The sequence below is a fragment of the Tritonibacter scottomollicae genome (genome assembly GCF_003003215.1).
Classification (GTDB): Bacteria; Pseudomonadota; Alphaproteobacteria; order Rhodobacterales; family Rhodobacteraceae; genus Epibacterium; species Epibacterium scottomollicae.
Genome location: NZ_PVUF01000001.1, coordinates 164,001 through 183,009 on the forward strand (window position 1 = coordinate 164,001; position 19,009 = coordinate 183,009).

Sequence of the window (19,009 nt, forward strand, 5' to 3'; positions counted from 1 at the left end):
TGTGGGGCGCTGCCCCTCAAACTCCCCGAGATATTTGGCAAAAGGTGAAGGGCCAAGTGGCGGTTCGGGACGAATTGACCCTTCCCGACCCGCGCGGCAGCCTGTAGGTATGCGCTCATGATCTGGAATTTACCCAATGTCCTCACAGTCCTGCGGTTGCTGGCGGCGCCAGCACTGGCAGTGATGTTCCTGTTCTTCTCGCGCCCGCATGCGGATTGGTTTGCCTTGATCCTGTTTGTCAGCGCGGCGGTCACTGATTGGTTCGACGGCTATCTGGCGCGCAGCTGGAAGCAGGAGACCAAGATGGGGGCGATGCTCGACCCGATCGCCGACAAGGCGATGGTGGTGATCGCGTTGATGATCCTGGTGGGCTATGCCACCTCGCATTGGACGGCCTGGCTGGTGCTGCCTGCGACGGTCATCCTGTTCCGCGAGGTCTTTGTCTCGGGCTTGCGTGAGTTCTTGGGCGACACGGCGGGCACGCTGAAGGTGACCAAGCTTGCGAAGTGGAAGACCACGGCCCAGATGATTGCCATCGCGACCTTGTTCTCGCAGGGCATCTTTGAACATCATCTCGGCATGGGTGGCTTTGGCATGGATCGCCAGATGGTGCAGGATGTCCTGTCCGGCGCGGTCGAAGATACACAGGGGCTGCGGTTTTATTACGAGGGCATGGTCTGGTCCGGTCGGCTTGGGTTGTGGCTGTTGTGGATTGCCGCTGCGCTGACGCTGATCACCGGCTTTGACTACCTGAAGAAGGCCCTGCCACACCTGAAGGAGACGCGCTGATGGAGGTTCTGTATTTCGCCTGGGTGCGTGAGCGCATCGGACTGCCGAAAGAGCGGGTTGAAACGTCTGCCGTAACCGTTGCGGAATTGGTCGAGGAACTGAAGGCGCGCGAAGAGCGCTATGCTGCCGCCTTTGCCGACCTTTCCGCCCTGCGGGTGGCGCTGGACCAGGAGCTGGCGGAGTTTGATGCGCCGCTTGCGGGCGTACGTGAGGTGGCCTTTTTTCCACCAATGACCGGAGGCTGAGGCCATGCGGGTCGCTGTGCAGGAGGCGCCCTTCGATTTCGGTGCCGAAGCCGAGGCCTTTGCCCGCGGGGCGGAGGGCGCCGGGGCCGTTGTGACGTTTACTGGCGTGGTTCGAGAGGCCGACAGCGGCGCCATGGCGTGTATGGAAATCGAGCATTACCCCGGCATGACGCAAAAGGCGCTGGAACAGATCGCAACAGAGGCGATGAGCCGCTGGGATCTGACGGATGCGCTGGTGATCCACCGCTACGGGCGGCTTGCGCCCGGTGCGCAGATCATGATGGTCGCTACCGCCGCGCGCCACCGCGTCGCGGCCTTTGATGCGGCGGAATATCTGATGGACTACCTGAAGTCCCGCGCTCCGTTCTGGAAGAAGGAAATCCTTCAGGACGGCAGCGCCGACTGGGTTGCGGCAAAGGATGCCGACGAGGACGCGCTCCGTCGCTGGTAATAAGCCGTTGCAGGCCGACCGGTGGAGAGGCGCTATGAGCCGTGAAGCCCGGCCACTTTCTATCCCAAGTTTTATGTCGCTTCCTGATCCCGACGGGGGAGGCTCCCGCCCGTTGCAACTGCATTGAAAATGCAGCCGCGCCCGTTGGGCCGGGCGCCGCCCCTGCGGCGCGGCGGTGAACGACTGTGCCGAAGGGGCGTGCGCGTGCTGCGGTCCTGCAATGAGGGGGCGGAACGGCTGCAATTCTCGCCTGGGGCGAGGCCAGATTCAAGAGCTATGGGTGCGCAGCAAATCTGGCTCTATCATCATGGCACATTCGCGCCGATACTGAGCTTAGATTGGCGTCGGCTCTGAGGAAGCGCGCTGTATTCCATCGTGGGTCTCGGGCAGTGCGGGGGTGTCTTGGCTGAAAATGTTGATCCAGCCTGCGCCCCGGCGTTGCCAGATGGAGCTGACGAACATCACCTCCGGGCTCTGGCGGCCAGTCCGCTGAAACGACGCGCGATAGCTGAGCAGGCCGTGGCCCGCCCCCAGTGCCCGTGCCTGCAGCTCAGTAAGGTCGTAGGTCTCTACAGTGGGGCCGTGGTGTAGCTGTGCGCTGTGGTCGGCTCGATCTGCGAACCCGCTCGAATAGACCCCGAGAAAACTCTTGCAGAGCAGGGCGGCATCAGCATCGGCATCCCCCCGGACCAGCGCGTCCCAGACCGCCCGCTCACAGGCGGATAGGTCTTGCAGCAGCATATCGGGGTCCTGAAGAGCAACCACGCGGGTCAGCCCGCGCCATGCAGCTGATTGCGCAGCTCTTCCGCCTCGTGACGCGCCTCGCGCAGCCCATCCATGGCGGCGCGCAGCTCGGCTTCGGTCTGGCTCAGCTGGTTGGTCAGTTCGGCTTCGCGCTGCTGCAGGTAGGTGATCGCCTGATCGCGGGTCTCTTCCGCCTCGTGCAGCTCCTGACTCATGCGGTCCAGATCGGCCACGTCGCTCTGCCGCACACGGGTAAAGCGATGCATGAGCCAATTGGCAAACCATCCCATCGCAAAGGCGACAAAGAGGATGATGGCTGTCGTGAGGATGAACTCTGTTCTGTTCATTATCCGTCGGTCTCCTCGTTGGTGCCGGCGTCAGTGGAATCGGCTTCGGCGTCGTCAGGCTCCGCCGTATCGTCCGTATCTGGGGCTGCGTCGTCGCCGCTGGCCTCGGGCAGTTCGCTTTCGATCAGGCGGAACTCGATGCGGCGGTTTGCCTCGCGGCCCTCTTCGGTGTCATTTGTGGCGATAGGGGTGTCTTCGCCATAGCCTTTGGCGACAAAGCTACCGGTCAGAATGCGCCGGGCGCGCAGTGCGTTCAGCACCGATTGCGCCCGTGCCTGGCTGAGGTTCTGGTTCATTTCCTCGCGGCCCTGACTGTCGGTGTGGCCCTGGATTTCCAACGGGATTTCGCCACATTGCTGCAACAGCTTGGCGATCTTGTCGATCACGCGGGCGCTGTCGGCGGCGACGGTGGCAGAGCCCGGTTCAAATGCGATCTTGTCCGCCCGCTGGATTGCGGCCAGTTCGGCCTCGCAGAGGGCGGGTGCCATCAACCGGTCTTCTGGCTCGGGAGGCGCCTCATAGGTGATGTCCAGCTCGTAATCCTCGGCCTCGCCCAGCTTGGCCGACAGCATGCGCGAAATCTCGGCGCTGGCGTTTTCCAGATGGGTCATGCCGCGCACGGTCACCAGATCCGGTGTGACGGTGACTGCGCCACGTTCCAGCTGTGCCAGCGCATCCAGTGCGGCCAGCACGCGGATCGGCCAGGCAGCTGGCAAATCGGGCACGTTGCGGGTGGCCAGATGGATTGCGCCGGTGCCAAACCGGGCCTTCGCGTAGCTGTCAACGGTGCGCCGCTGGGCATCATCGCTCAGTCGCCCGCGCAGCTGTACCTGTCCTTCCGGGCTGAGGGTGGCGGAAAACTCCGGGGTGGCATCGGATGTCTGTTCCTCGGGTTCCGGCAGCACGGCGTGCAGCACGAAGACCTGCGGCAATGCATTCTCCAGCTCGCCCACGACATGGTCGAACCTTGCTTGCGCCGTGCCTTGTGCAGCCACCAGCGTCACCTCGCCGTTGGAGTAGGTGATCGAGCCCTGACCTAGCTCTTTGAGTGCCGAAAGGCCGACCTCAACTGCACGAGACCAACTGGCCGACGGGACGCCAAGGCCAATGGTGCATTCTGTCTCCACCCGCAATTCGGCGTCTTTTGCGGCTTTCAGAATGCGGCGACGGCTGTCTTCGCTCTCGGCCGAACAGGCGTCAAAACGCCCCCCTTGCGGCCCCAGGACATAGCGCAGGGTGAACGGAGAGATGACCGGGCGCGGGGCGGCGATATCAAGTGTGACATGCACATTCGGTGGCAGCATGCGGTTCAGCTCGGTTTCCAGCTGTTTCTTTGCCTCTGGGCTGTCCGCAATGGCGGTGATGCGCACCGCGCCCGCCTCGACCGAGATCTTGGTCCGCGGCAAAAGCGCCAGTGCCTTCAATGCATAGGCCATCGCGTCGGCCCAGCCTTTGGGCATCGGATGGTCGGCTGTTTCGACAAAATCGGTGACCTGCGGCGTGCCGCGAATGGCGCTGAGGCGCTTGATCAGCGCGGCGTGATTGCTGGCGGCAGGGATCAGGCCGATGATTGAAATGCCTGCATCGTTGCGCAGGATTTCGGTCGAAAACCGGGGCGGCGCGATGCCCTTCGATGGGGTGATTTCCATCATGTCGATGATCCGCGTCGCGTCGACCACGGCACCCACACGCGAAATCGCAGTAAATCGCTTGGCCTCGTCCGGGGCCACGCCTGAAAGCTCTACCCGCAACCCATCCGCGACCACTTCGGCCCAGGACAGTCCGGCCTCGTCGAGAGTGCGGCGGACCACGATTTCCGAATTGTCCTCCAGTGCGGTCGCTGCAAACCCCGCCACCACCAGACTAAGACCGGCTGCACCGGCAAAAGCGGCGGTAGAGAGCAGAAGCGAAGATAAGCGCATGAGGTAAGGAATTCCGGCAGTTTTGATGTTAACGGTCTTACAAGGGCACCCGCGAGGGATCAATCAGAAGGCAGCGCGCAGTCAGGCAAACAGAGCCAGACCAAGGAATATGAGCGGAATCAAGCCGGTGTCACGGTTGAGGCGAAACAGGGAAAGCAACCTGTCGTTGTTTTCCGCATCAAAGGCGCGCAACTGCCACGTCATGTGCCAGCCCATCGCCCACGGGGCACAAAGTGCCAGCGCCAGCGCCAGAACCGATCCTGCGGGCTGCACCGCCATGAGGATTGCCAGTCCCATCAGGCTGACGGTGGCCACGATAAAGCGGCGCAGCCAGGTCGGAGAGCGCTCCCCAAACAGCCGCGCGGTGGATTTCACCCCGATCAACGCGTCGTCCTCGGTGTCTTGATGGGCATAAATGGTGTCATAAAACAGCGTCCACGCCATGCCCGCCACATACAGCACCACCGCAGGCCACTCCAGGCGACCACTATGGGCAACCCAAGTCAGCATCGCGCCCCAGTTGAAGGCCAGGCCGAGGAAGATCTGCGGCCACCAGGTAAAGCGCTTGGCAAAGGGGTAAATCGCCACCGGGAACAGCGCGAGGATGCCCATGGCAATGGCGGCCTGATTGAAGGTCAAAAGTATGCCGAAGGCCAGCAGACACTGCAGTGCCATCCAAGTCAGAGCGCCCTTTACGGAGACCTGGCCGGAGGGAATGGGGCGAGAGCGCGTGCGCTCCACCCCGCCATCGATGTCGCGGTCGGTGATGTCATTCCAGGTACAACCCGCACCGCGCATCAGCCACGCACCCAGGCCGCAGCCGACAAAGATCCACAAATCCTCCCAGCGCGGATTCTGTCCAGCGATCATGGCCAGCGCCAGCCCCCACCAACAGGGCAGCAACAACAGCCAGGTGCCGATGGGGCGGTCGGCGCGGCTCAGGCGCAGATAGGGGCGGGTCCACGCTGGGGCATAGATGTCGACCCAATTGTCTTTCACCGCATCCGCGACACGTCCATCTGGTGTTGGCGACTGGCCTTGCATATGTAGGACCTCATGAATGCTAAAGTCAGACTGTATGTAGATCACCCCTTAGGGGCAGGGCAAACGGTTCCTCTGGACCGCGATCAGGCGCATTATCTCTTTGGGGTGATGCGGCTGGCCGTTGGCGCGCGGGTGGCGCTGTTCAACGGGCGTGACGGGGAATGGCAGGCGGAGGTGGCCGAGGCGAGCAAGCGCAGCGGCGTGCTGAGCTGTGTGGAACAGTCCAATCCCTTGCAGATGCCGCCCGACCTCTGGCTGATCTTTGCGCCGATCAAGAAGGCACGCACGGATTTCATCGTCGAGAAGGCCGCCGAGATGGGGGCTGCGCGAATCTTGCCGGTGGGGACGGAGTTCACCAATTCCGAACGAATCCGCCAGGACCGCCTGCAGGCCCACGCGGTGGAGGCCGCGGAGCAATGCGGCGGCACCTATGTACCTGAGGTCGCGGAACTGCAGAAGCTCTCCGGCCTGCTGGATCACTGGCCCGCCGAACGTCAGCTGATGTTCTGTGACGAGGCCGAGGTGGGCCAGCAGTTGTTTCTGGATGTGACACAGGGCGAAGGTCAGGCCTGGGCGATTCTCATCGGCCCGGAGGGCGGGTTCTCGCCCGCAGAACGCAAGCGCCTGCACGGAATGGCACAATCGCATGTGGTCAGTCTCGGCCCGCGCATCCTGCGGGCGGATACCGCCGCAGTGGCCGCGATGACCCTGTGGCAACAGAAACTCGGAGACTGGTAAGATGTGGCGCGCCGCAGAGCCTTCTGACCTCGGTTGGATCGAGGCACTGCTGTTTGCCCATATCGAAGGGTCGATGTTCCTGATCGGCAACCTGCGCACCCACGGGTTTGCGTCGAGCCATCCCAATGGGCTGACCCTCTGGGCGCGGGAGGGGCGGGACGGGGTGTTTGGCATCACCAACGCAGGCTCGGTCCTGATGATGGCGCCGGGCTCTACGCCAGAAGATTGGCATGCTGCGGGCCAGCTATTGTGCGGGCGCGACGTGACGGGGGTGCTGGGCAATGCCGCGCAGGTGCGGGGTTTTCTGGCCGCCAATGGCCTGCAGGATCATCCACGCCAGCTGGACAGCGATGATCCGGGCTTTGTGCTCGACATGGAGGATCTGCAAGTCGAGGTCCGCGCCGGGGAAGACATCATCCCTCTGGGAGATGCGCCGCGCGCCCTGGTCGAGGAGTGGCGCACTGCCTATGAGATCGAGGCGCTGAACATGGCACCGGAGGCCGCCCGCAAAAAGGCCGCGAAAGATATCGCGACCTTCATTGCCAATGACAGCCACCGGGTGCTGCTGGCAGAAGGGCAGCCGGTGGCAATGAGTGGTTACAACACCGCGTTTGACGAGGCGGTGCAGGTGGGCGGGGTTTACACGCCGCCGGCGTTACGCGGAAAAGGCTACGCGCGCCGCGTCGTCGGTCGGCATATGACGCAGGTGCGCGCTCGCGGCGCGAGGCAAGCGGTGCTCTTTGCCGCCAGCGCAGCCGCCGCACGTGCCTATACCGCCGTTGGCTTCTGCCCGGCAGGGACATTTGCATTGGTTCTGTTTTCCAAGCCTGCGCAGATACGCGCAGCCTCTGTGGAGGGACGCACATGAATTTTATCCGACCGGAGGCGCGCGCTGCATTGTGGCGCTGGCGAGAACTTCTGGGAGCTTTGGCTCTGTTGGCGCTGGGGCTGCGCTGGGCGCTTGGTGGGGTTGGTTTTATCCAGATGACCGGCTGGGCCTGTGTCGCGCTAGCGGTGATTCTCGGCGTGGTCGGTGCGCAGAGGATGCGCTTCCGGCTCGGCTCAGGTGGGCCGGGGGTGGTGCAGGTCACCGAAGGCCAGATCAGCTATTTCGGGCCTCTTACTGGCGGTGCGGTCGCCCGTTCAGAGATCGAAACGCTACGGCTCGATCATACCGCACGGCCCTCGCACTGGGTGCTGGAGCAGCCCGGTCAGCCGCCGCTGGCAATCCCGGTCACGGCGACCGGAGCGGAGGCGCTGTTTGATGTCTTTGCCAGCCTGCCGGGGTTGAAAACAGAACGCATGCTGAGTGAACTACATCACAAAGGTCCTCACCAGGTCGTGATATGGCAGAGATCACCGGAGCCGCGCAGCCTGCACCGCCTGCATTGACACCGGGCGCGTTTCGCAGCACCAGTTTAACCTCGGGCTTCGGGCCCTTTGTCAGAAATGCCACGCCTGCCTTTGGCGGCGACCTACGAAGGGGGCCTACCCATGTCCATTCCCCAGTCCGGCGGCGGACCGATCAAAAGCCATGCGCAGCTGGCGGAATATATGGAAGCTGGCTGCAAGCCCAGCGATGACTGGCGCATCGGCACCGAGCACGAGAAATTCGGCTACTGCAAGGACACGCTGGCGCCGCTGCCCTATGCGGGGAAACGCTCCATCCAGGCCGTGCTGGAAGGCCTGCGCGACCGTCATGGCTGGGATCCGGTCACCGAGGGCGACAAGCTGATTGGCCTGACCAAGGGTATGGGCAATGTCAGCCTGGAGCCGGGTGGCGCGCTTGAACTGTCGGGCGCACCGCTGGAGACCATTCACGAGACCTGTGACGAGGTGAACACTCACCTGCGCGAGGTGAAGGACATCGCCGATGAGATCGGTGTCGGCTTCATCGGTCTGGGCGCGGCTCCGATCTGGCAGCATGACGAAATGCCGCTGATGCCCAAGGGGCGCTACAAGCTGATGAACGACTACATGGAGCGCGTCGGCACCATGGGGCGGTCGATGATGCGCCGCACCTGCACGGTGCAGGTGAACCTCGATTTCGCCTCCGAGGCGGACATGGTGCAGAAACTGCGCGTGGCGCTTGCGCTACAGCCGGTGGCCACGGCGCTCTTTGCCAATTCGCCTTTCTTCGAGGGCAAGCCCAACGGCATGAAATCCTGGCGCAGCCACATCTGGCGGCATCTGGATGATGCCCGCACCGGCATGCTGCCGTTTGTCTTTGAGGACGGCATGGGGTTCGAGCGCTACGCCGACTATGCGCTCGATGTGCCGATGTATTTTGTCTATCGCGATGGCAAATACATCGACGCGCTGGGCCAGTCCTTCCGCGATTTCCTGAAAGGCCAGCTGCCGGCGCTGCCGGGTGAAACCCCGACGCTGAGCGATTGGGCCGATCACCTGACCACCGCCTTTCCGGAGGCGCGGATCAAGAAATACATGGAGATGCGCGGCGCCGATGGTGGCCCCTGGCGCAGGCTCTGTGCGCTGCCGGCGTTCTGGGTCGGTCTGATGTATGACCAGAGCGCACTGGATGCGGCCTGGGATCTGGTCAAGGGCTGGGATGCGGAGACCCGCGAGGCGCTGCGCGTGCAGGCCGCCATCGGCGGGCTTCAGGCCGAGGTCGGCGATGTGAAAATGCACGACCTGGCCCGGGAGGTGCTCGCCATCGCAGAGGGCGGCCTCAAGGCGCGGGCCCGTCAGGGGGCCGGTGGACTGGTGCCGGACGAGACCCATTTCCTCAATGCGCTGAAGGAGAGTGTCGAGAGCGGCAAGGTCCCGGCGGACGAGCTGCTCGAGCGTTACAACGGTGACTGGAACGGCGATCTGAGCCGCATCTACGCCGACTACAGCTACTGAGGGACCGCGTCAGCCGGACCGCGCAGTCAGACCGAGAAGGGGGCGCCGCTGAGACGCCCCTTTTTGCTGCGCGCGGCGGATGTGCGGCGCCCGCGAGGCGTGTGGGCGCCGTGAGGCTGGCTGGCGCGCAGGTTGCGATCCTGATGCGCGCGGCGGATCTTTCCCCGCAGCCTGCGCTTGCCCGCTGTTCACCGGCGCCTTAAACGCGCGTCTTCACACGCTCCGAAAGGTACTGTCATGGGCAATTTCTTTATCTCTGCATTTGAAAAACTTGTTGGTCTTGTTGTTGTGCTGCTGCTGCTCGCGGTGGCGGTGGGCGCGGTTTTCGCCCTGTTGGAGCCGATGGGTGGTGGTCTGCTGCCGGCGCTTCTGGTGCTGGTCGGCGGCTCGCTCTACGTCATCCTGATCGGCGGTTCGCTGTATCTGGCGCTGGGGATCTACAACAACACCAAGCGCACGGCCGAAGCGGTCGAGCGTCTGGCCGCAAAGTAAGCCGCATCCCGCGCGGTGCGGCACCTGAGATCCAAACGACAAACCGGCGGCAGAAATCTCTGCCGCCGGTTTTTATTTGTGAGCCGTGAGTGGCGGGCAGCAATTACTGCAGCAGTTCGGCCGGTTCGGCACCTTCGATTTCGTCCCAGTTCACATCGGCCTTCTCGATGTAGCCCGGGATGTCGGTGACCCAGCGTTCCTGAATGTCCTTGGACAGGTTCAGATACAGCACGTCATCGACGATCTTCCACTGGTTCGGGTCGCCATCGAACTTGAAGCCCATCGCGGCACCAAAGGCGCAATAGCCGCCATAGGCCGGGACATAGGCCTCCGGGTTGGCCTCGAACAGCGCCTTGTTCTCTTCGGAGGCAAACCAATATGTGGCCTCGTCATGGGTGGTGGTCAACTTGTAGCTGCCCTTGTTTGCCTCGCCTTCGGTGAAATAGGCCACCGGGTCGTAGCCCTGCATCGCGAGGCCGGTGGAGGAGGCGTTGATCTCGACACCTGCTGCCAGTGCGGAGGTTGCCAGGGCAACGGAGAGGGCGATTCCGCCCAGGAAAGAAGTGGTCTTGGTCATCGGTTTGAACCTTTCAATCAGCCCGGGCGAAAATGCACCCGGTGTGGAGGGGGACTATGAACAGATGTTCGAAATCCGGACTTGGTGTGGTGGGTGAGTGCCGCCACGATGCTGATCTGGGGAGGCCGCGCATCACATGCAAAACAACTCCTTTTGTCTGTGCAGAAATGCGGAATACCCCTGCGCAGGTGCGGTGAAACGATCGCGTGAGCCAAATGTGAAACGCCCCGCCGGATGGGGCGGGGCGTTTGAATTCAACAGGTTGTTCGGGATTCGGGTCGCGCTACTTCTGACCGATCTTTGGCTCGGTGCCAGCGCGCAGCCGGGCGATATTGTCCTTGTGGCGCCACAGGATCACCGCCGCGAGAGCAACGGCGAGCAATATGACAGGCTGGTAGCCGAGCACCAGACACCACAGCGGAGCGCTCACCGCCGCTGTCAGCGCCGCCAGCGAGGACATCCGGCGCAGCAGCGCCATGGCCAGCCATGTCAAACAGCAGGCGATACCGACAGGCCAGGCCAGCGCCAGCATCAGCCCGAGGAAGGTCGCCACGCCCTTGCCGCCTTTGAATCCGAGCCAGACCGGAAAGCAATGGCCAACAAAGGCCAGAAGCCCGGCCAGCTGTGCCGCATCCTCGCCCGCCAGATCTCCGGCCAGCGCGCGCGCCAGCAGGACTGCCACGGCGCCCTTGCCGCCATCGAGGATCAGCGTTGCCGCCGCCGCTGCCTTGCTGCCGGTGCGCAGCACATTGGTGGTGCCAATATTGCCCGATCCGATCTCGCGCAGGTTGCCAAGCCCAAAGGCCTTGGTGACCACCATGCCAAAGGGGATGGAGCCGAGAAGATAGCCGAGGGCGCCCCATAGGAGCAGGAGCGGCAGGGCGGTCTCGATCACGGGCAGCATCAGTTGTCCTTTCGGTAGACGGGTTCACCCGCAACATAGGTCGCCAACACCCGCCCCTGCAGACGCTGGGTGTCAAAGGGCGTGTTCTTGGATTTCGACTGCAACTTGAACCGGTCCAGCACCAGCGGCGCGTCGGGGTCAAACAGCACCAGGTCCGCAGGCGCGCCGTCGCTCAGACGCCCGGAGGCAAGGCCAAGTCGCTTGGCCGGGTTCAGCGACATGGCGCGGAACAGGGTCGGCAGGTCCAAAAGCTCCGCATGATAGAGCCGCAGGGCCGCCGGCAGCAGCGTTTCCAGCGCCACCGCACCGGCGGCGGCTTCTTCAAACGGCAGGCGCTTGCTCTCTTCGTCCTGCGGCGTGTGCATCGAGGAGATCACATCGACCAATCCGGTGCGCACCGCCTCGACCACCGCAAGGCGGTCGTCTTCGGAGCGCAAGGGCGGCTTCACCTTGAAGAAGGTGCGGTAGTCGGCCACGTCCAGCTCGTTCAGGGTCAGATGGTGGATTGAGGTGCCAGCGGTGATGTCGAGCCCGTTGACCTTGGCCCGTTCCAGCGCGGGCAAGGCGCGGGCGGTGGTGATCTGGTCGGCATGGTAGGCGGCGCCGGTCATCTCCAGCAATGCGATGTCGCGGTCCAGCCCCATGCGTTCGGCCATCGGCGACACCGAGGGCAGCCCCCGGAGGGCGGCGAACTTGCCGGAGGTCGCGGCGGCGCCTGCCGACAGGCCCGGCTCCTGCGGGTGGGCCATGACCAGCGCGCCGAGGCTGCGCGCATAGGTCAGCGCGCGCGAGAACACCTTGGTGCTGGTCACCACATGATCGCAGTCGGTAAAGGCCACGGCACCTGCATCCATCAGCAGGCCGATCTCGGTCATCTCGCGCCCGTCGCGGCCCTTGGTCAGGGCGGCCATCGGCAGCACGTTCACCGGCGCGTCGACCTGAGCGCGGCGGGTGACGAACTCCAGCGTCTCGGGGCTGTCGATGCACGGGGTGGTGTCGGGACGGGTCACGATGGTGGTGACGCCGCCTGCCGCCGCCGCAAGCCCTGCGGATTTGTAGCTTTCCTTGTGCCGCTCGCCCGGCTCGCAGACCTTGACGCCAATATCGACGATCCCCGGTGCAAGGCACTTGCCGCCGCAGTCCACGACCTGCACATCAGCCGCCGCGAGGCCATGGGCGGCGAGGATCGTCTCCACACCCTCGTCGCCGTTGGTCCGGGCAACGATCTGGCCGTGCCGTGTGAGAAGGCTGCCAAGATCATCTGTCCCCGCCTCTGGATCGATCAGGCGCGCATTGATGAAGAGAGTGGACATCTATCGGTTTCTCCGTTGTCGCGGGTATTGAGCCTTCGCCTGAATATCGCACAAGAGCCGGTAGACCTTATGGCCGTCGGAAATGCGTTCAAACCCGATTTTAAACGATACCTCTTGACCATCGCGTCTATCGACCCCGGTGGCGAAGTACACTGTTTGCAGAGCGCCATCGACAAGCGCAATCTCGTTTTCCGTTGATATGGGGTACGTGTCCAGCCGTCTGTCCAAAAGCGGAACCGCGGTTGCGATCATGGCGCGTTTCTGGGTCAGCGTGTACCAAGTGTATTTTTGCAGATAGGGCGGCCAAACAGTCGCGCCCGCAATCATACTGAGCCCGGCAGCGAGGAAAGGCAGCCCGAGCATCCACAAAAGCACCTCGTCCATAGATACCATGATCGTGATCAGGAACCAGGCGCTGCCTGAGAAGACCAATCCAAAGACGAACATCGTGATGGTGCGCGCGGTCAGTGTGAAACCGGGCACCGGCTGTCCCTGCCAAAGAACGGTTTCGCCCGGCTCAAGAATGCCGTCCCATCCATCGCGCGCCGTCATCAAAAGCCTCCCCCAAAAGCCGCAAGGCGACCGATCAGGCGGGCCTGGAGCTGGGAGACACCAGTGCCCAGACGCCTCCGGGGGGGCGGCATTAGGTCTGAGAAAAATAACCGGCGATATATGATGGCATGGTCGCAGGAGGCCGAGCTGGTATCAGTCATCTCCGCCTCACCGAAGCAGAAGAAAAAGAACCAGCGCAAGCAACAGTCCCATCACGATTGCAAAAAGCGTACTGCCTATACGCCGGGCCCGGTTGCGGGCCTCACGCGGGGCGACGCGCAGCTTGGGTTGGGCGGCGTCACTTCGCAGCGACGTTCCTGCGCTCCAGTCGGTCCGGGATTCCCCAAGACGCGCCACCAGTGTCAGGCTGTCGGCCGGGGTCAGCCGGGTCTCCGCGCCATCAAACGCGCGAGCGCGCAGCACCAGCACCCAGCCCGTGATCCCGTCCAGGGCCATGCCATGCTCGGACAGATCCGCCTCGGGCACGCCGAGCCCCTCGCGCAGATATCCCAGCAATCCCAGCCCTTCGAGATCCTCAACCGGGAAGATTTCGGCCTGCTCCATGTCGACCTCCGCAAGGCCCAGCACCTGCGCCAGCGCACCGTCTTCTTCGCGCAGGAACCGGGCCTGCTCGGCGGGCATGTCGAGGGCAAAGACCAGCACCTGATCGCGCGCGCCTTTCGGGATTTCGATCACATCCACCATCGCTCAGGAGGCCTCCGCCTGCCGGGCACTGCGCAGGTTGCGGGCCAGCAGGTCCATCGCGGCCATGCGTACGGCGACGCCCATTTCCACCTGCTCTTGAATAACGGAGCGTTTGATGTCGTCGGCGATGGTGCCGTCGATCTCGACACCGCGATTCATCGGGCCGGGGTGCATGACGATAGCGTCGGGTTTGGCCTGTGCCAGCTTGTCGGCATCCAGACCGTAGCGGTAGAAATACTCGCGTTCCGACGGAATGAAGCCGCCGTCCATCCGTTCCTTTTGCAGGCGCAGCATCATGACCACATCGACGTCCTTCAGGCCCTCGTGCATGTCGTCGTAGATCTCCGCGCCGAATTCGGCAAATTGCTGCGGCACCAGCGTCGGCGGGCCGATCAGGCGGATGCGGTTCTCCATCTTGCCCAGCAGGATCAGGTTCGAGCGCGCCACACGGCTGTGCGCAATATCACCGCAGATGGCGATATTGAGCCGGTGCAGCCGCCCCTTGGCGCGCCGGATCGTCAGCGCATCCAGCAGGGCCTGGGTCGGGTGCTCATGGCGGCCATCGCCGGCGTTCAGTACCGCGCAGTTCACCTTCTGCGCCAACAGATCCACCGCGCCGGAATGCGGATGGCGCACCACCAGCAGATCCGGGTGCATCGCATTCAGCGTCATCGCCGTATCGATCAGCGTTTCGCCCTTTTTGATCGAGGAGGCCTGCATCGCCATGTTCATCACATCGGCGCCAAGACGTTTTCCCGCCAGCTCGAAACTGGCCTGCGTGCGGGTGGAGTTCTCGAAGAACATATTGACCTGGGTAAGCCCCGCCAGCGCATCAGAGTGCTTTTCCGTCTGGCGGTTCAGCGTCACGTAATCATCGGCCAGATCCAGAATGGCGGTGATCTCATGCGGGCGAAGCGGCTCTATCCCGAGGAGGTGGGGCTGGTCGAAAGAGGGGGGCTGCATGGGCGAACTCCGCGCTGTTTCGGCCCTTATAGGAGGGCGGCGCTTTTGGGGCAAGCGGTGGGCGCGCTCGCCGACCAGCGCGGAGTGTGGCAGAGGGCGGGATTTGGATATTTGCAGGAAGCTGAAAGCGTTAAAGGGGCGTTTTCCTTTGTGACGCAGGGGGCTACTGTAGCCGGATGGAATCGGAGCTGGATTATTGGGGCGCCAAGGCGCTTTTGGATTGGCAGGTGGAGCTTGGCGCTACCGAGGCCATGCTTGACGCGCCCATTGATCGCTACGGGTTGCAGGATCAAAAACCCAAGCCTGCGCGCGCCAGCGATGCGCCGCCCCCTCCGGTGCGGCCAAAGAAGATCGACCCGATTGCCGAGGCAACCAAGGCCGCGCGCGTCGCAGATGCGCTGCCCAGCCTGCGCGCGGCGATGGAGGCGTTCGAGCATTGCGACCTGAAGCGCGGCGCGCGCAATCTGGTGTTTGCGGACGGTCAGGCAGGCGCGCGGGTGATGATCATCGGCGAGGCGCCGGGGCGGGACGAGGATCTGGAGGGCAAGCCCTTCGTGGGAAGTGCCGGGCAGCTTTTGGACAAGATGCTGGCGGCCATCGACCTCAGCCGTGACAAGAACGTCTATATCACAAATGTGCTGCCCTGGCGGCCGCCGCAGAACCGCGACCCGCTGCCAGCGGAAATCGCCATGCTGGTGCCCTTCGTCGAGCGTCACGTGGCCTTGGCGCAGCCGGATGTGCTCGTTTTGATGGGCAATATCTCCTGTCAGGCAGTGCTGGGCAAACGTGGCATCACCCGTCTGCGCGGCACTTGGGCTGAGGCCTGGGGCAAGCCGGTGTTGCCGATGTTCCACCCCGCCTACCTGCTGCGGCAAGCACCGGCAAAGCGGCAGGCCTGGGCGGATCTGCTGGAGTTGCGCGCCCGTCTCAACAGTCTGAACTGATCCTTGCGGCCCTATCCCTAGAAAAGGACCCACGCCCATGAAAATCCTCGCGTTTTCCGACCTGCATCTGGTGGAGGAGCTGGCCGCCGATCTGGTCTCGGCCAGTGTCGAGGCTGATCTGGTGATCGGCGCCGGGGATTTTTGCAACACGCGGCAGGGGTTGCCACGTGCGATGGAGATGCTGGCTGGCATCGCCGCACCGATGGTGGTGGTGCCCGGCAATGCCGAAAGCGCCGAGGAGCTGCGCGGCTGTGCGCTGGCCTCGATGACCGTTCTGCACGGGCAGGGCGCCGAGTTGGAGGGGCTGCGGATCTTTGGCCTTGGTGGCGGTATTCCGGAAACGCCCTTTGGCGACTGGTCCTTTGATCTGTCGGACCGGGCGGCGGCGCGCGAACTGGCGCAGGCGGGCGAGATCGACCTGTTGGTGACCCACTCGCCGCCCAAAGGGGCGGGCGATACCACCTCTGCGGGGCTTTCGATCGGGTCCGACAGCATTCGCGCGGCCATCGAGACTCTGCAGCCCAAGCTGGCTGTCTATGGCCATGTGCACGACTGCTGGGGGTATCGCGGCCAGATCGGTGCCACGCAATGCGCCAACCTCGGCCCGACGCCGAACTGGTTCGAGGTTGCGCCATGATCGCGCTATCGACGCTGGTGGCTTTCGTCCCGGCGGCCCTCGCGCTCAATATTACCCCCGGCGCGGACATGATGTTCTGCCTGGGTCAGGGGTTGAAATCCGGCCCGCGCCCGGCCGTGGCCGCCAGTCTCGGCGTGGCGGCGGGCGGCATGGTGCATGTGGCGCTGGCGGGTCTTGGGGTGGCCGCCGTGGTCGCGACGCAACCGGGGTTGTTCGACATCATCCGCTGGGTCGGTGTGGCCTATCTTCTTTATCTGGCGTGGGGTGCGATCATGCATCCGGGTGGAGCCGAGACCCCGGGGCAGGCGGTGCCCGCCAGACGTGCATTCCGCGCCGGGTTGATGGTCAGCCTCACCAATCCGAAGGTGATCCTGTTTGTGCTGGCCTTCGTGCCGCAATTTATCCACCCCGAGGCCGGATCGGTTCTGGGGCAGTTTCTGATCTTCGGGGCCATCATCGGATCGGGCGGCGTGCTGATCAACGGCGGCGTGGGTGTCTTTGCCGGCCGCGCCCGCAGCCTGTTTTCTGGCGGTGGCGCTGCCGCGCGCTGGATGAGCCGCATCACCGGCGGCATATTTGCAGGCCTCGCCCTGAGGCTCGCGTTCTTGGAAAGGGCCTGACAGCCATGTCCCGTATCGACGACAGCAAGGACTTCATCCCGGTCCGTATTGCCATTCTCACCGTTTCCGACAGCCGCAGTCTTGACGAGGATCGCTCCGGTCAGGTGTTGGTGGACCGGCTGCAGGCAGCGGGCCACAGCCTTGCAGATCGCCAGATCCTGCCGGACGAGCGGGACGAGATCGCAGGCCAGCTGCGCGCTTGGTGCGCTGACCCGCAGGTTGATGTGGTGATATCCACCGGCGGCACCGGGCTGACAGGGCGCGATGTGACCGTGGAGGCGCACCGCGATGTCTATGAGAAGGAAATCGATGCCTTTGGCACCGTGTTCACCATCGTGTCGATGCAGAAAATCGGCACCTCGGCGGTGCAAAGCCGTGCCACGGGGGGCGTCTCACAGTGCACCTATCTCTTTGCGTTGCCCGGCAGCCCCGGCGCCTGCAAAGACGCCTGGGACGAGATCCTGCTCAAACAGCTCGATTTCCGTCACCGTCCCTGTAATTTCGTCGAAATAATGCCCAGGCTTGGCGAACATTTGCGACGGAAGTGATCCGGTGGCACGTATAAAGACGTAGTATAGACAAACCGTGCTATGGTCGCATGTGGCTCCGTGACCTCAGGCCAAGGCGAACGTAAGAGGATTTTCTATGCGATTTCTGCGACATAGCGTGATGGGATTGTTCCTGCTCGGCCTGGCGGCAGCGCTGGCGCTGTTCGCGGTGCAGATGATCACATCCGCCGTGCAGCAGAGCCTGTCCGAGGAACGCCGCGCACCGCCCGCGCGCGAGCGTGTTTTTGCGGTCAATGTGGTCACTGCGACATTGGGATCAGAACGTCCAGAGTTGGTGGGGTTTGGCCGTGTCGAAAGCCGCCGCACGCTGGAGCTGCGGTCGGCCGTGTCCGGTCGGGTGATCGGGCTGGCGGATGGGTTTCAAGACGGCGGCAGAGTGTCCGCAGGCGATATTCTGGTGGAAATCGACAAGGCGGATGCCCGTGCTGCGCTGGAGCGGGCCGAGGCGGACCGAATGGACGCACAGGCCGAAAGCCGAGATGCCGGGCGGGCCCTGGGCCTTGCGATGGACGAACTGGAAACAGCCCAGATGCAGGCGGAGCTGCAGCAGCGCGCCTATCAGCGTCAGGTAGACCTGAAAACCCGTGGCGTCGGGACCGAAGCGCTGGTGGAGGCGGCGGAGCTGACCGCCACGCAGGCCCGCCAATCCGTGTTGACTCGCCGCCAAGCCGTCAGCCAGGCCGAGGCGCGGGTGGATCAGGCCCAGACGTCGGTCGCACGCGCACAGATTGCGCTCGACGAGGCGCAGCGCGATTTCGAGGACACCACCGTCACCGCGCCGTTCACCGGAACTTTGCAATCTGTGACGCTGGTGGAGGGCCGTCTGGTCTCCGCCAACGAGATCCTGGCGCAGCTGGTGGACCCGGACCGGCTGGAGGTCGCCTTTCGCGTCTCCACCACTCAATACGCGCGGCTGCTGGATGAAGCGGGCGGTCTGATCCCGGCGGAGGTCACGGTAACGCTGGATGCGGCAGGTGCGGGGATCAGTGCAGAAGGCACGCTGGCGCGCGCCAGCGGGGCGGTCGGGGATGGTCAGTCCGGGCGGTTGATCTATGCCCGGATGGACAAGGCCGCCGGTTTCAAACCCGGCGATTTTGTTACCGTCACCGTGCGCGAACCGGCCATTCCCGGTCTTGCACGTCTGCCCGCCTCTGCGATGGATTCACGCCGGACGGTGCTGGCACTTGGCCCGGATGACCGGCTGGAAGAGCTGCAGGTGGAGCTGGTGCGCCGTCAGGGGGATGATGTCCTCGTGCGGGGCGAGGGTCTTGCGGGCAGGCAGGTGGTGACCGGGCGCACGCCGCTCCTGGGCGCGGGCATCAAGGTGCGGCCACTGTCCCAGGGTGCCGACAATGCCGCAATCACCGAGCCGACCCTGATCGAGTTGACCGAGGAACGCCGCGCCCGCCTGAAGGCCATGGTGACCGACAATGGCCGCATGCCTCGCGAAGTGAAAACCCGCATGCTGGCACAGCTCGACCAGTCCCGCGTCCCTGCGACGCTGGTGTCTCGCATCGAACAGAACAAGGGGGGCTGAGGCCCGGCCTTCGCCCCATTACATCGTCCCGCCCGCCGCGCTGAAGCTGCG

General features: G+C 63.9%; 23 protein-coding genes. 13 read left to right on the forward strand and 10 right to left on the reverse strand.

The genetic code is table 11. The features are described 5' to 3' along the window. Positions 1–117 precede the first annotated feature (117 nt). Genes pgsA through CLV89_RS00820 form a run of 3 tightly spaced genes read left to right on the forward strand, consistent with a single transcriptional unit; the run spans position 118 to position 1,485 of the window. Positions 118–789 carry a CDP-diacylglycerol--glycerol-3-phosphate 3-phosphatidyltransferase gene (pgsA, locus tag CLV89_RS00810; RefSeq protein ID WP_106161574.1) on the forward strand — a complete coding sequence of 224 codons (672 nt, stop codon included), beginning with the start codon at positions 118–120 and terminating at the stop codon, positions 787–789. Then, complete coding sequence (gene moaD / locus CLV89_RS00815) at positions 789–1,034, forward strand: molybdopterin converting factor subunit 1 (RefSeq protein ID WP_106161576.1); 246 nt, start codon at positions 789–791, stop codon at positions 1,032–1,034. The genes pgsA and moaD overlap by 1 nt, the downstream gene beginning before the upstream one ends. Before the next feature lie 4 nt (positions 1,035–1,038). Further along, positions 1,039–1,485, forward strand: a complete 447-nt coding sequence (locus CLV89_RS00820; protein ID WP_106161578.1) for a molybdenum cofactor biosynthesis protein MoaE — start codon at positions 1,039–1,041, stop codon at positions 1,483–1,485. Between the two features lie 333 nt (positions 1,486–1,818). On the opposite strand, the gene CLV89_RS00825 is transcribed toward CLV89_RS00820, so the two are convergent. The 4 genes from CLV89_RS00825 to ubiA all read right to left on the reverse strand — a co-directional run bounded on the left by CLV89_RS00825 (position 1,819) and on the right by ubiA (position 5,542). After that, positions 1,819–2,226, reverse strand: a complete 408-nt coding sequence (locus tag CLV89_RS00825; RefSeq protein WP_106161580.1) for a nuclear transport factor 2 family protein — start codon at positions 2,224–2,226, stop codon at positions 1,819–1,821. 29 nt (positions 2,227–2,255) lie between these two features. Beyond that, positions 2,256–2,576 carry a hypothetical protein gene (locus CLV89_RS00830; RefSeq protein ID WP_106161581.1) on the reverse strand — a complete coding sequence of 107 codons (321 nt, stop codon included), beginning with the start codon at positions 2,574–2,576 and terminating at the stop codon, positions 2,256–2,258. Then, the gene (locus tag CLV89_RS00835) at positions 2,576–4,498 is read right to left on the reverse strand and encodes an OmpA family protein (RefSeq protein ID WP_106161583.1); all 1,923 of its coding nucleotides are present in this window, start codon (positions 4,496–4,498) and stop codon (positions 2,576–2,578) included. Before CLV89_RS00835 ends, CLV89_RS00830 begins: the two co-directional genes overlap by 1 nt. Before the next feature lie 81 nt (positions 4,499–4,579). Further along, positions 4,580–5,542 carry a 4-hydroxybenzoate octaprenyltransferase gene (ubiA, locus tag CLV89_RS00840; protein WP_106161585.1) on the reverse strand — a complete coding sequence of 321 codons (963 nt, stop codon included), beginning with the start codon at positions 5,540–5,542 and terminating at the stop codon, positions 4,580–4,582. A 12-nt stretch (positions 5,543–5,554) separates the two neighbouring features. Between ubiA and CLV89_RS00845 the strand changes: the two genes are divergently transcribed. The 5 genes from CLV89_RS00845 to CLV89_RS00865 all read left to right on the forward strand — a co-directional run bounded on the left by CLV89_RS00845 (position 5,555) and on the right by CLV89_RS00865 (position 9,637). Further along, a complete protein-coding gene (locus tag CLV89_RS00845) occupies positions 5,555–6,280 on the forward strand; it encodes a 16S rRNA (uracil(1498)-N(3))-methyltransferase (protein WP_106161587.1) in 726 nt (241 codons plus the stop codon). A 1-nt stretch (position 6,281) separates the two neighbouring features. Beyond that, a complete protein-coding gene (locus tag CLV89_RS00850) occupies positions 6,282–7,148 on the forward strand; it encodes a GNAT family N-acetyltransferase (RefSeq protein WP_106161589.1) in 867 nt (288 codons plus the stop codon). Beyond that, positions 7,145–7,672, forward strand: coding sequence for a hypothetical protein (locus CLV89_RS00855; RefSeq protein ID WP_106161590.1), 528 nt, complete (start codon positions 7,145–7,147; stop codon positions 7,670–7,672). Before CLV89_RS00850 ends, CLV89_RS00855 begins: the two co-directional genes overlap by 4 nt. Before the next feature lie 102 nt (positions 7,673–7,774). Further along, a complete protein-coding gene (locus tag CLV89_RS00860) occupies positions 7,775–9,145 on the forward strand; it encodes a glutamate--cysteine ligase (protein ID WP_106161592.1) in 1,371 nt (456 codons plus the stop codon). A gap of 237 nt (positions 9,146–9,382) precedes the next feature. Continuing rightward, the gene (locus CLV89_RS00865) at positions 9,383–9,637 is read left to right on the forward strand and encodes a hypothetical protein (protein ID WP_106161594.1); all 255 of its coding nucleotides are present in this window, start codon (positions 9,383–9,385) and stop codon (positions 9,635–9,637) included. A 103-nt stretch (positions 9,638–9,740) separates the two neighbouring features. Here the strand turns inward: CLV89_RS00865 and CLV89_RS00870 are convergent, their stop codons facing one another. From CLV89_RS00870 to CLV89_RS00895, 6 genes are all read right to left on the reverse strand, one after another. Then, positions 9,741–10,214: a YHS domain-containing (seleno)protein gene (locus tag CLV89_RS00870; protein ID WP_106161596.1), complete on the reverse strand. Its 474-nt coding sequence runs from the start codon at positions 10,212–10,214 to the stop codon at positions 9,741–9,743. A 283-nt stretch (positions 10,215–10,497) separates the two neighbouring features. After that, positions 10,498–11,118, reverse strand: coding sequence for a glycerol-3-phosphate 1-O-acyltransferase PlsY (gene plsY, locus CLV89_RS00875; RefSeq protein ID WP_423837288.1), 621 nt, complete (start codon positions 11,116–11,118; stop codon positions 10,498–10,500). Next, a complete protein-coding gene (gene pyrC / locus CLV89_RS00880) occupies positions 11,118–12,431 on the reverse strand; it encodes a dihydroorotase (protein WP_106161598.1) in 1,314 nt (437 codons plus the stop codon). The genes plsY and pyrC overlap by 1 nt, the downstream gene beginning before the upstream one ends. After that, positions 12,432–12,983, reverse strand: a complete 552-nt coding sequence (locus tag CLV89_RS00885) for an aspartate carbamoyltransferase catalytic subunit (protein ID WP_106161600.1) — start codon at positions 12,981–12,983, stop codon at positions 12,432–12,434. It abuts the gene before it with no gap. A gap of 168 nt (positions 12,984–13,151) precedes the next feature. Next, positions 13,152–13,688, reverse strand: coding sequence for a hypothetical protein (locus CLV89_RS00890; RefSeq protein WP_106161602.1), 537 nt, complete (start codon positions 13,686–13,688; stop codon positions 13,152–13,154). Between the two features lie 3 nt (positions 13,689–13,691). Next, on the reverse strand, positions 13,692–14,651 hold the full coding sequence (locus tag CLV89_RS00895; protein ID WP_106161604.1) for an aspartate carbamoyltransferase catalytic subunit: 960 nt from the start codon (positions 14,649–14,651) through the stop codon (positions 13,692–13,694). Positions 14,652–14,827: 176 nt separating this feature from the next. Between CLV89_RS00895 and CLV89_RS00900 the strand changes: the two genes are divergently transcribed. The 5 genes from CLV89_RS00900 (at position 14,828) to CLV89_RS00920 (ending at position 18,958) form a co-directional block, all read left to right on the forward strand. Then, a complete protein-coding gene (locus CLV89_RS00900; RefSeq protein WP_106161606.1) occupies positions 14,828–15,595 on the forward strand; it encodes a uracil-DNA glycosylase in 768 nt (255 codons plus the stop codon). Between the two features lie 37 nt (positions 15,596–15,632). Continuing rightward, positions 15,633–16,232 carry a metallophosphoesterase family protein gene (locus CLV89_RS00905; protein ID WP_106161608.1) on the forward strand — a complete coding sequence of 200 codons (600 nt, stop codon included), beginning with the start codon at positions 15,633–15,635 and terminating at the stop codon, positions 16,230–16,232. Further along, positions 16,229–16,852 carry a LysE family translocator gene (locus CLV89_RS00910; protein WP_106161609.1) on the forward strand — a complete coding sequence of 208 codons (624 nt, stop codon included), beginning with the start codon at positions 16,229–16,231 and terminating at the stop codon, positions 16,850–16,852. Before CLV89_RS00905 ends, CLV89_RS00910 begins: the two co-directional genes overlap by 4 nt. Positions 16,853–16,857: 5 nt before the next feature. After that, complete coding sequence (gene moaB / locus CLV89_RS00915) at positions 16,858–17,400, forward strand: molybdenum cofactor biosynthesis protein B (protein WP_106161611.1); 543 nt, start codon at positions 16,858–16,860, stop codon at positions 17,398–17,400. A gap of 97 nt (positions 17,401–17,497) precedes the next feature. Beyond that, complete coding sequence (locus CLV89_RS00920; RefSeq protein ID WP_106161613.1) at positions 17,498–18,958, forward strand: efflux RND transporter periplasmic adaptor subunit; 1,461 nt, start codon at positions 17,498–17,500, stop codon at positions 18,956–18,958. Positions 18,959–19,009 lie beyond the last annotated feature (51 nt).

Coding starts and splice junctions, on each gene's coding strand:
- CLV89_RS00905 (WP_106161608.1), top strand. CDS start 15,633: ATGAAAATCCTCGCGTTTTCCGACCTGCATCTGGTGGAGGAGCTGGCC.
- CLV89_RS00820 (WP_106161578.1), top strand. CDS start 1,039: ATGCGGGTCGCTGTGCAGGAGGCGCCCTTCGATTTCGGTGCCGAAGCC.
- CLV89_RS00910 (WP_106161609.1), top strand. CDS start 16,229: ATGATCGCGCTATCGACGCTGGTGGCTTTCGTCCCGGCGGCCCTCGCG.
- plsY (WP_423837288.1), bottom strand. CDS start 11,118: ATGCTGCCCGTGATCGAGACCGCCCTGCCGCTCCTGCTCCTATGGGGC.
- CLV89_RS00895 (WP_106161604.1), bottom strand. CDS start 14,651: ATGCAGCCCCCCTCTTTCGACCAGCCCCACCTCCTCGGGATAGAGCCG.
- moaD (WP_106161576.1), top strand. CDS start 789: ATGGAGGTTCTGTATTTCGCCTGGGTGCGTGAGCGCATCGGACTGCCG.
- CLV89_RS00835 (WP_106161583.1), bottom strand. CDS start 4,498: ATGCGCTTATCTTCGCTTCTGCTCTCTACCGCCGCTTTTGCCGGTGCA.
- ubiA (WP_106161585.1), bottom strand. CDS start 5,542: ATGCAAGGCCAGTCGCCAACACCAGATGGACGTGTCGCGGATGCGGTG.
- CLV89_RS00865 (WP_106161594.1), top strand. CDS start 9,383: ATGGGCAATTTCTTTATCTCTGCATTTGAAAAACTTGTTGGTCTTGTT.
- CLV89_RS00825 (WP_106161580.1), bottom strand. CDS start 2,226: ATGCTGCTGCAAGACCTATCCGCCTGTGAGCGGGCGGTCTGGGACGCG.
- CLV89_RS00885 (WP_106161600.1), bottom strand. CDS start 12,983: ATGACGGCGCGCGATGGATGGGACGGCATTCTTGAGCCGGGCGAAACC.
- CLV89_RS00830 (WP_106161581.1), bottom strand. CDS start 2,576: ATGAACAGAACAGAGTTCATCCTCACGACAGCCATCATCCTCTTTGTC.
- moaB (WP_106161611.1), top strand. CDS start 16,858: ATGTCCCGTATCGACGACAGCAAGGACTTCATCCCGGTCCGTATTGCC.
- CLV89_RS00870 (WP_106161596.1), bottom strand. CDS start 10,214: ATGACCAAGACCACTTCTTTCCTGGGCGGAATCGCCCTCTCCGTTGCC.
- CLV89_RS00845 (WP_106161587.1), top strand. CDS start 5,555: ATGAATGCTAAAGTCAGACTGTATGTAGATCACCCCTTAGGGGCAGGG.
- CLV89_RS00855 (WP_106161590.1), top strand. CDS start 7,145: ATGAATTTTATCCGACCGGAGGCGCGCGCTGCATTGTGGCGCTGGCGA.
- CLV89_RS00890 (WP_106161602.1), bottom strand. CDS start 13,688: ATGGTGGATGTGATCGAAATCCCGAAAGGCGCGCGCGATCAGGTGCTG.
- CLV89_RS00920 (WP_106161613.1), top strand. CDS start 17,498: ATGCGATTTCTGCGACATAGCGTGATGGGATTGTTCCTGCTCGGCCTG.
- CLV89_RS00850 (WP_106161589.1), top strand. CDS start 6,282: ATGTGGCGCGCCGCAGAGCCTTCTGACCTCGGTTGGATCGAGGCACTG.
- pyrC (WP_106161598.1), bottom strand. CDS start 12,431: ATGTCCACTCTCTTCATCAATGCGCGCCTGATCGATCCAGAGGCGGGG.
- CLV89_RS00860 (WP_106161592.1), top strand. CDS start 7,775: ATGTCCATTCCCCAGTCCGGCGGCGGACCGATCAAAAGCCATGCGCAG.
- CLV89_RS00900 (WP_106161606.1), top strand. CDS start 14,828: ATGGAATCGGAGCTGGATTATTGGGGCGCCAAGGCGCTTTTGGATTGG.
- pgsA (WP_106161574.1), top strand. CDS start 118: ATGATCTGGAATTTACCCAATGTCCTCACAGTCCTGCGGTTGCTGGCG.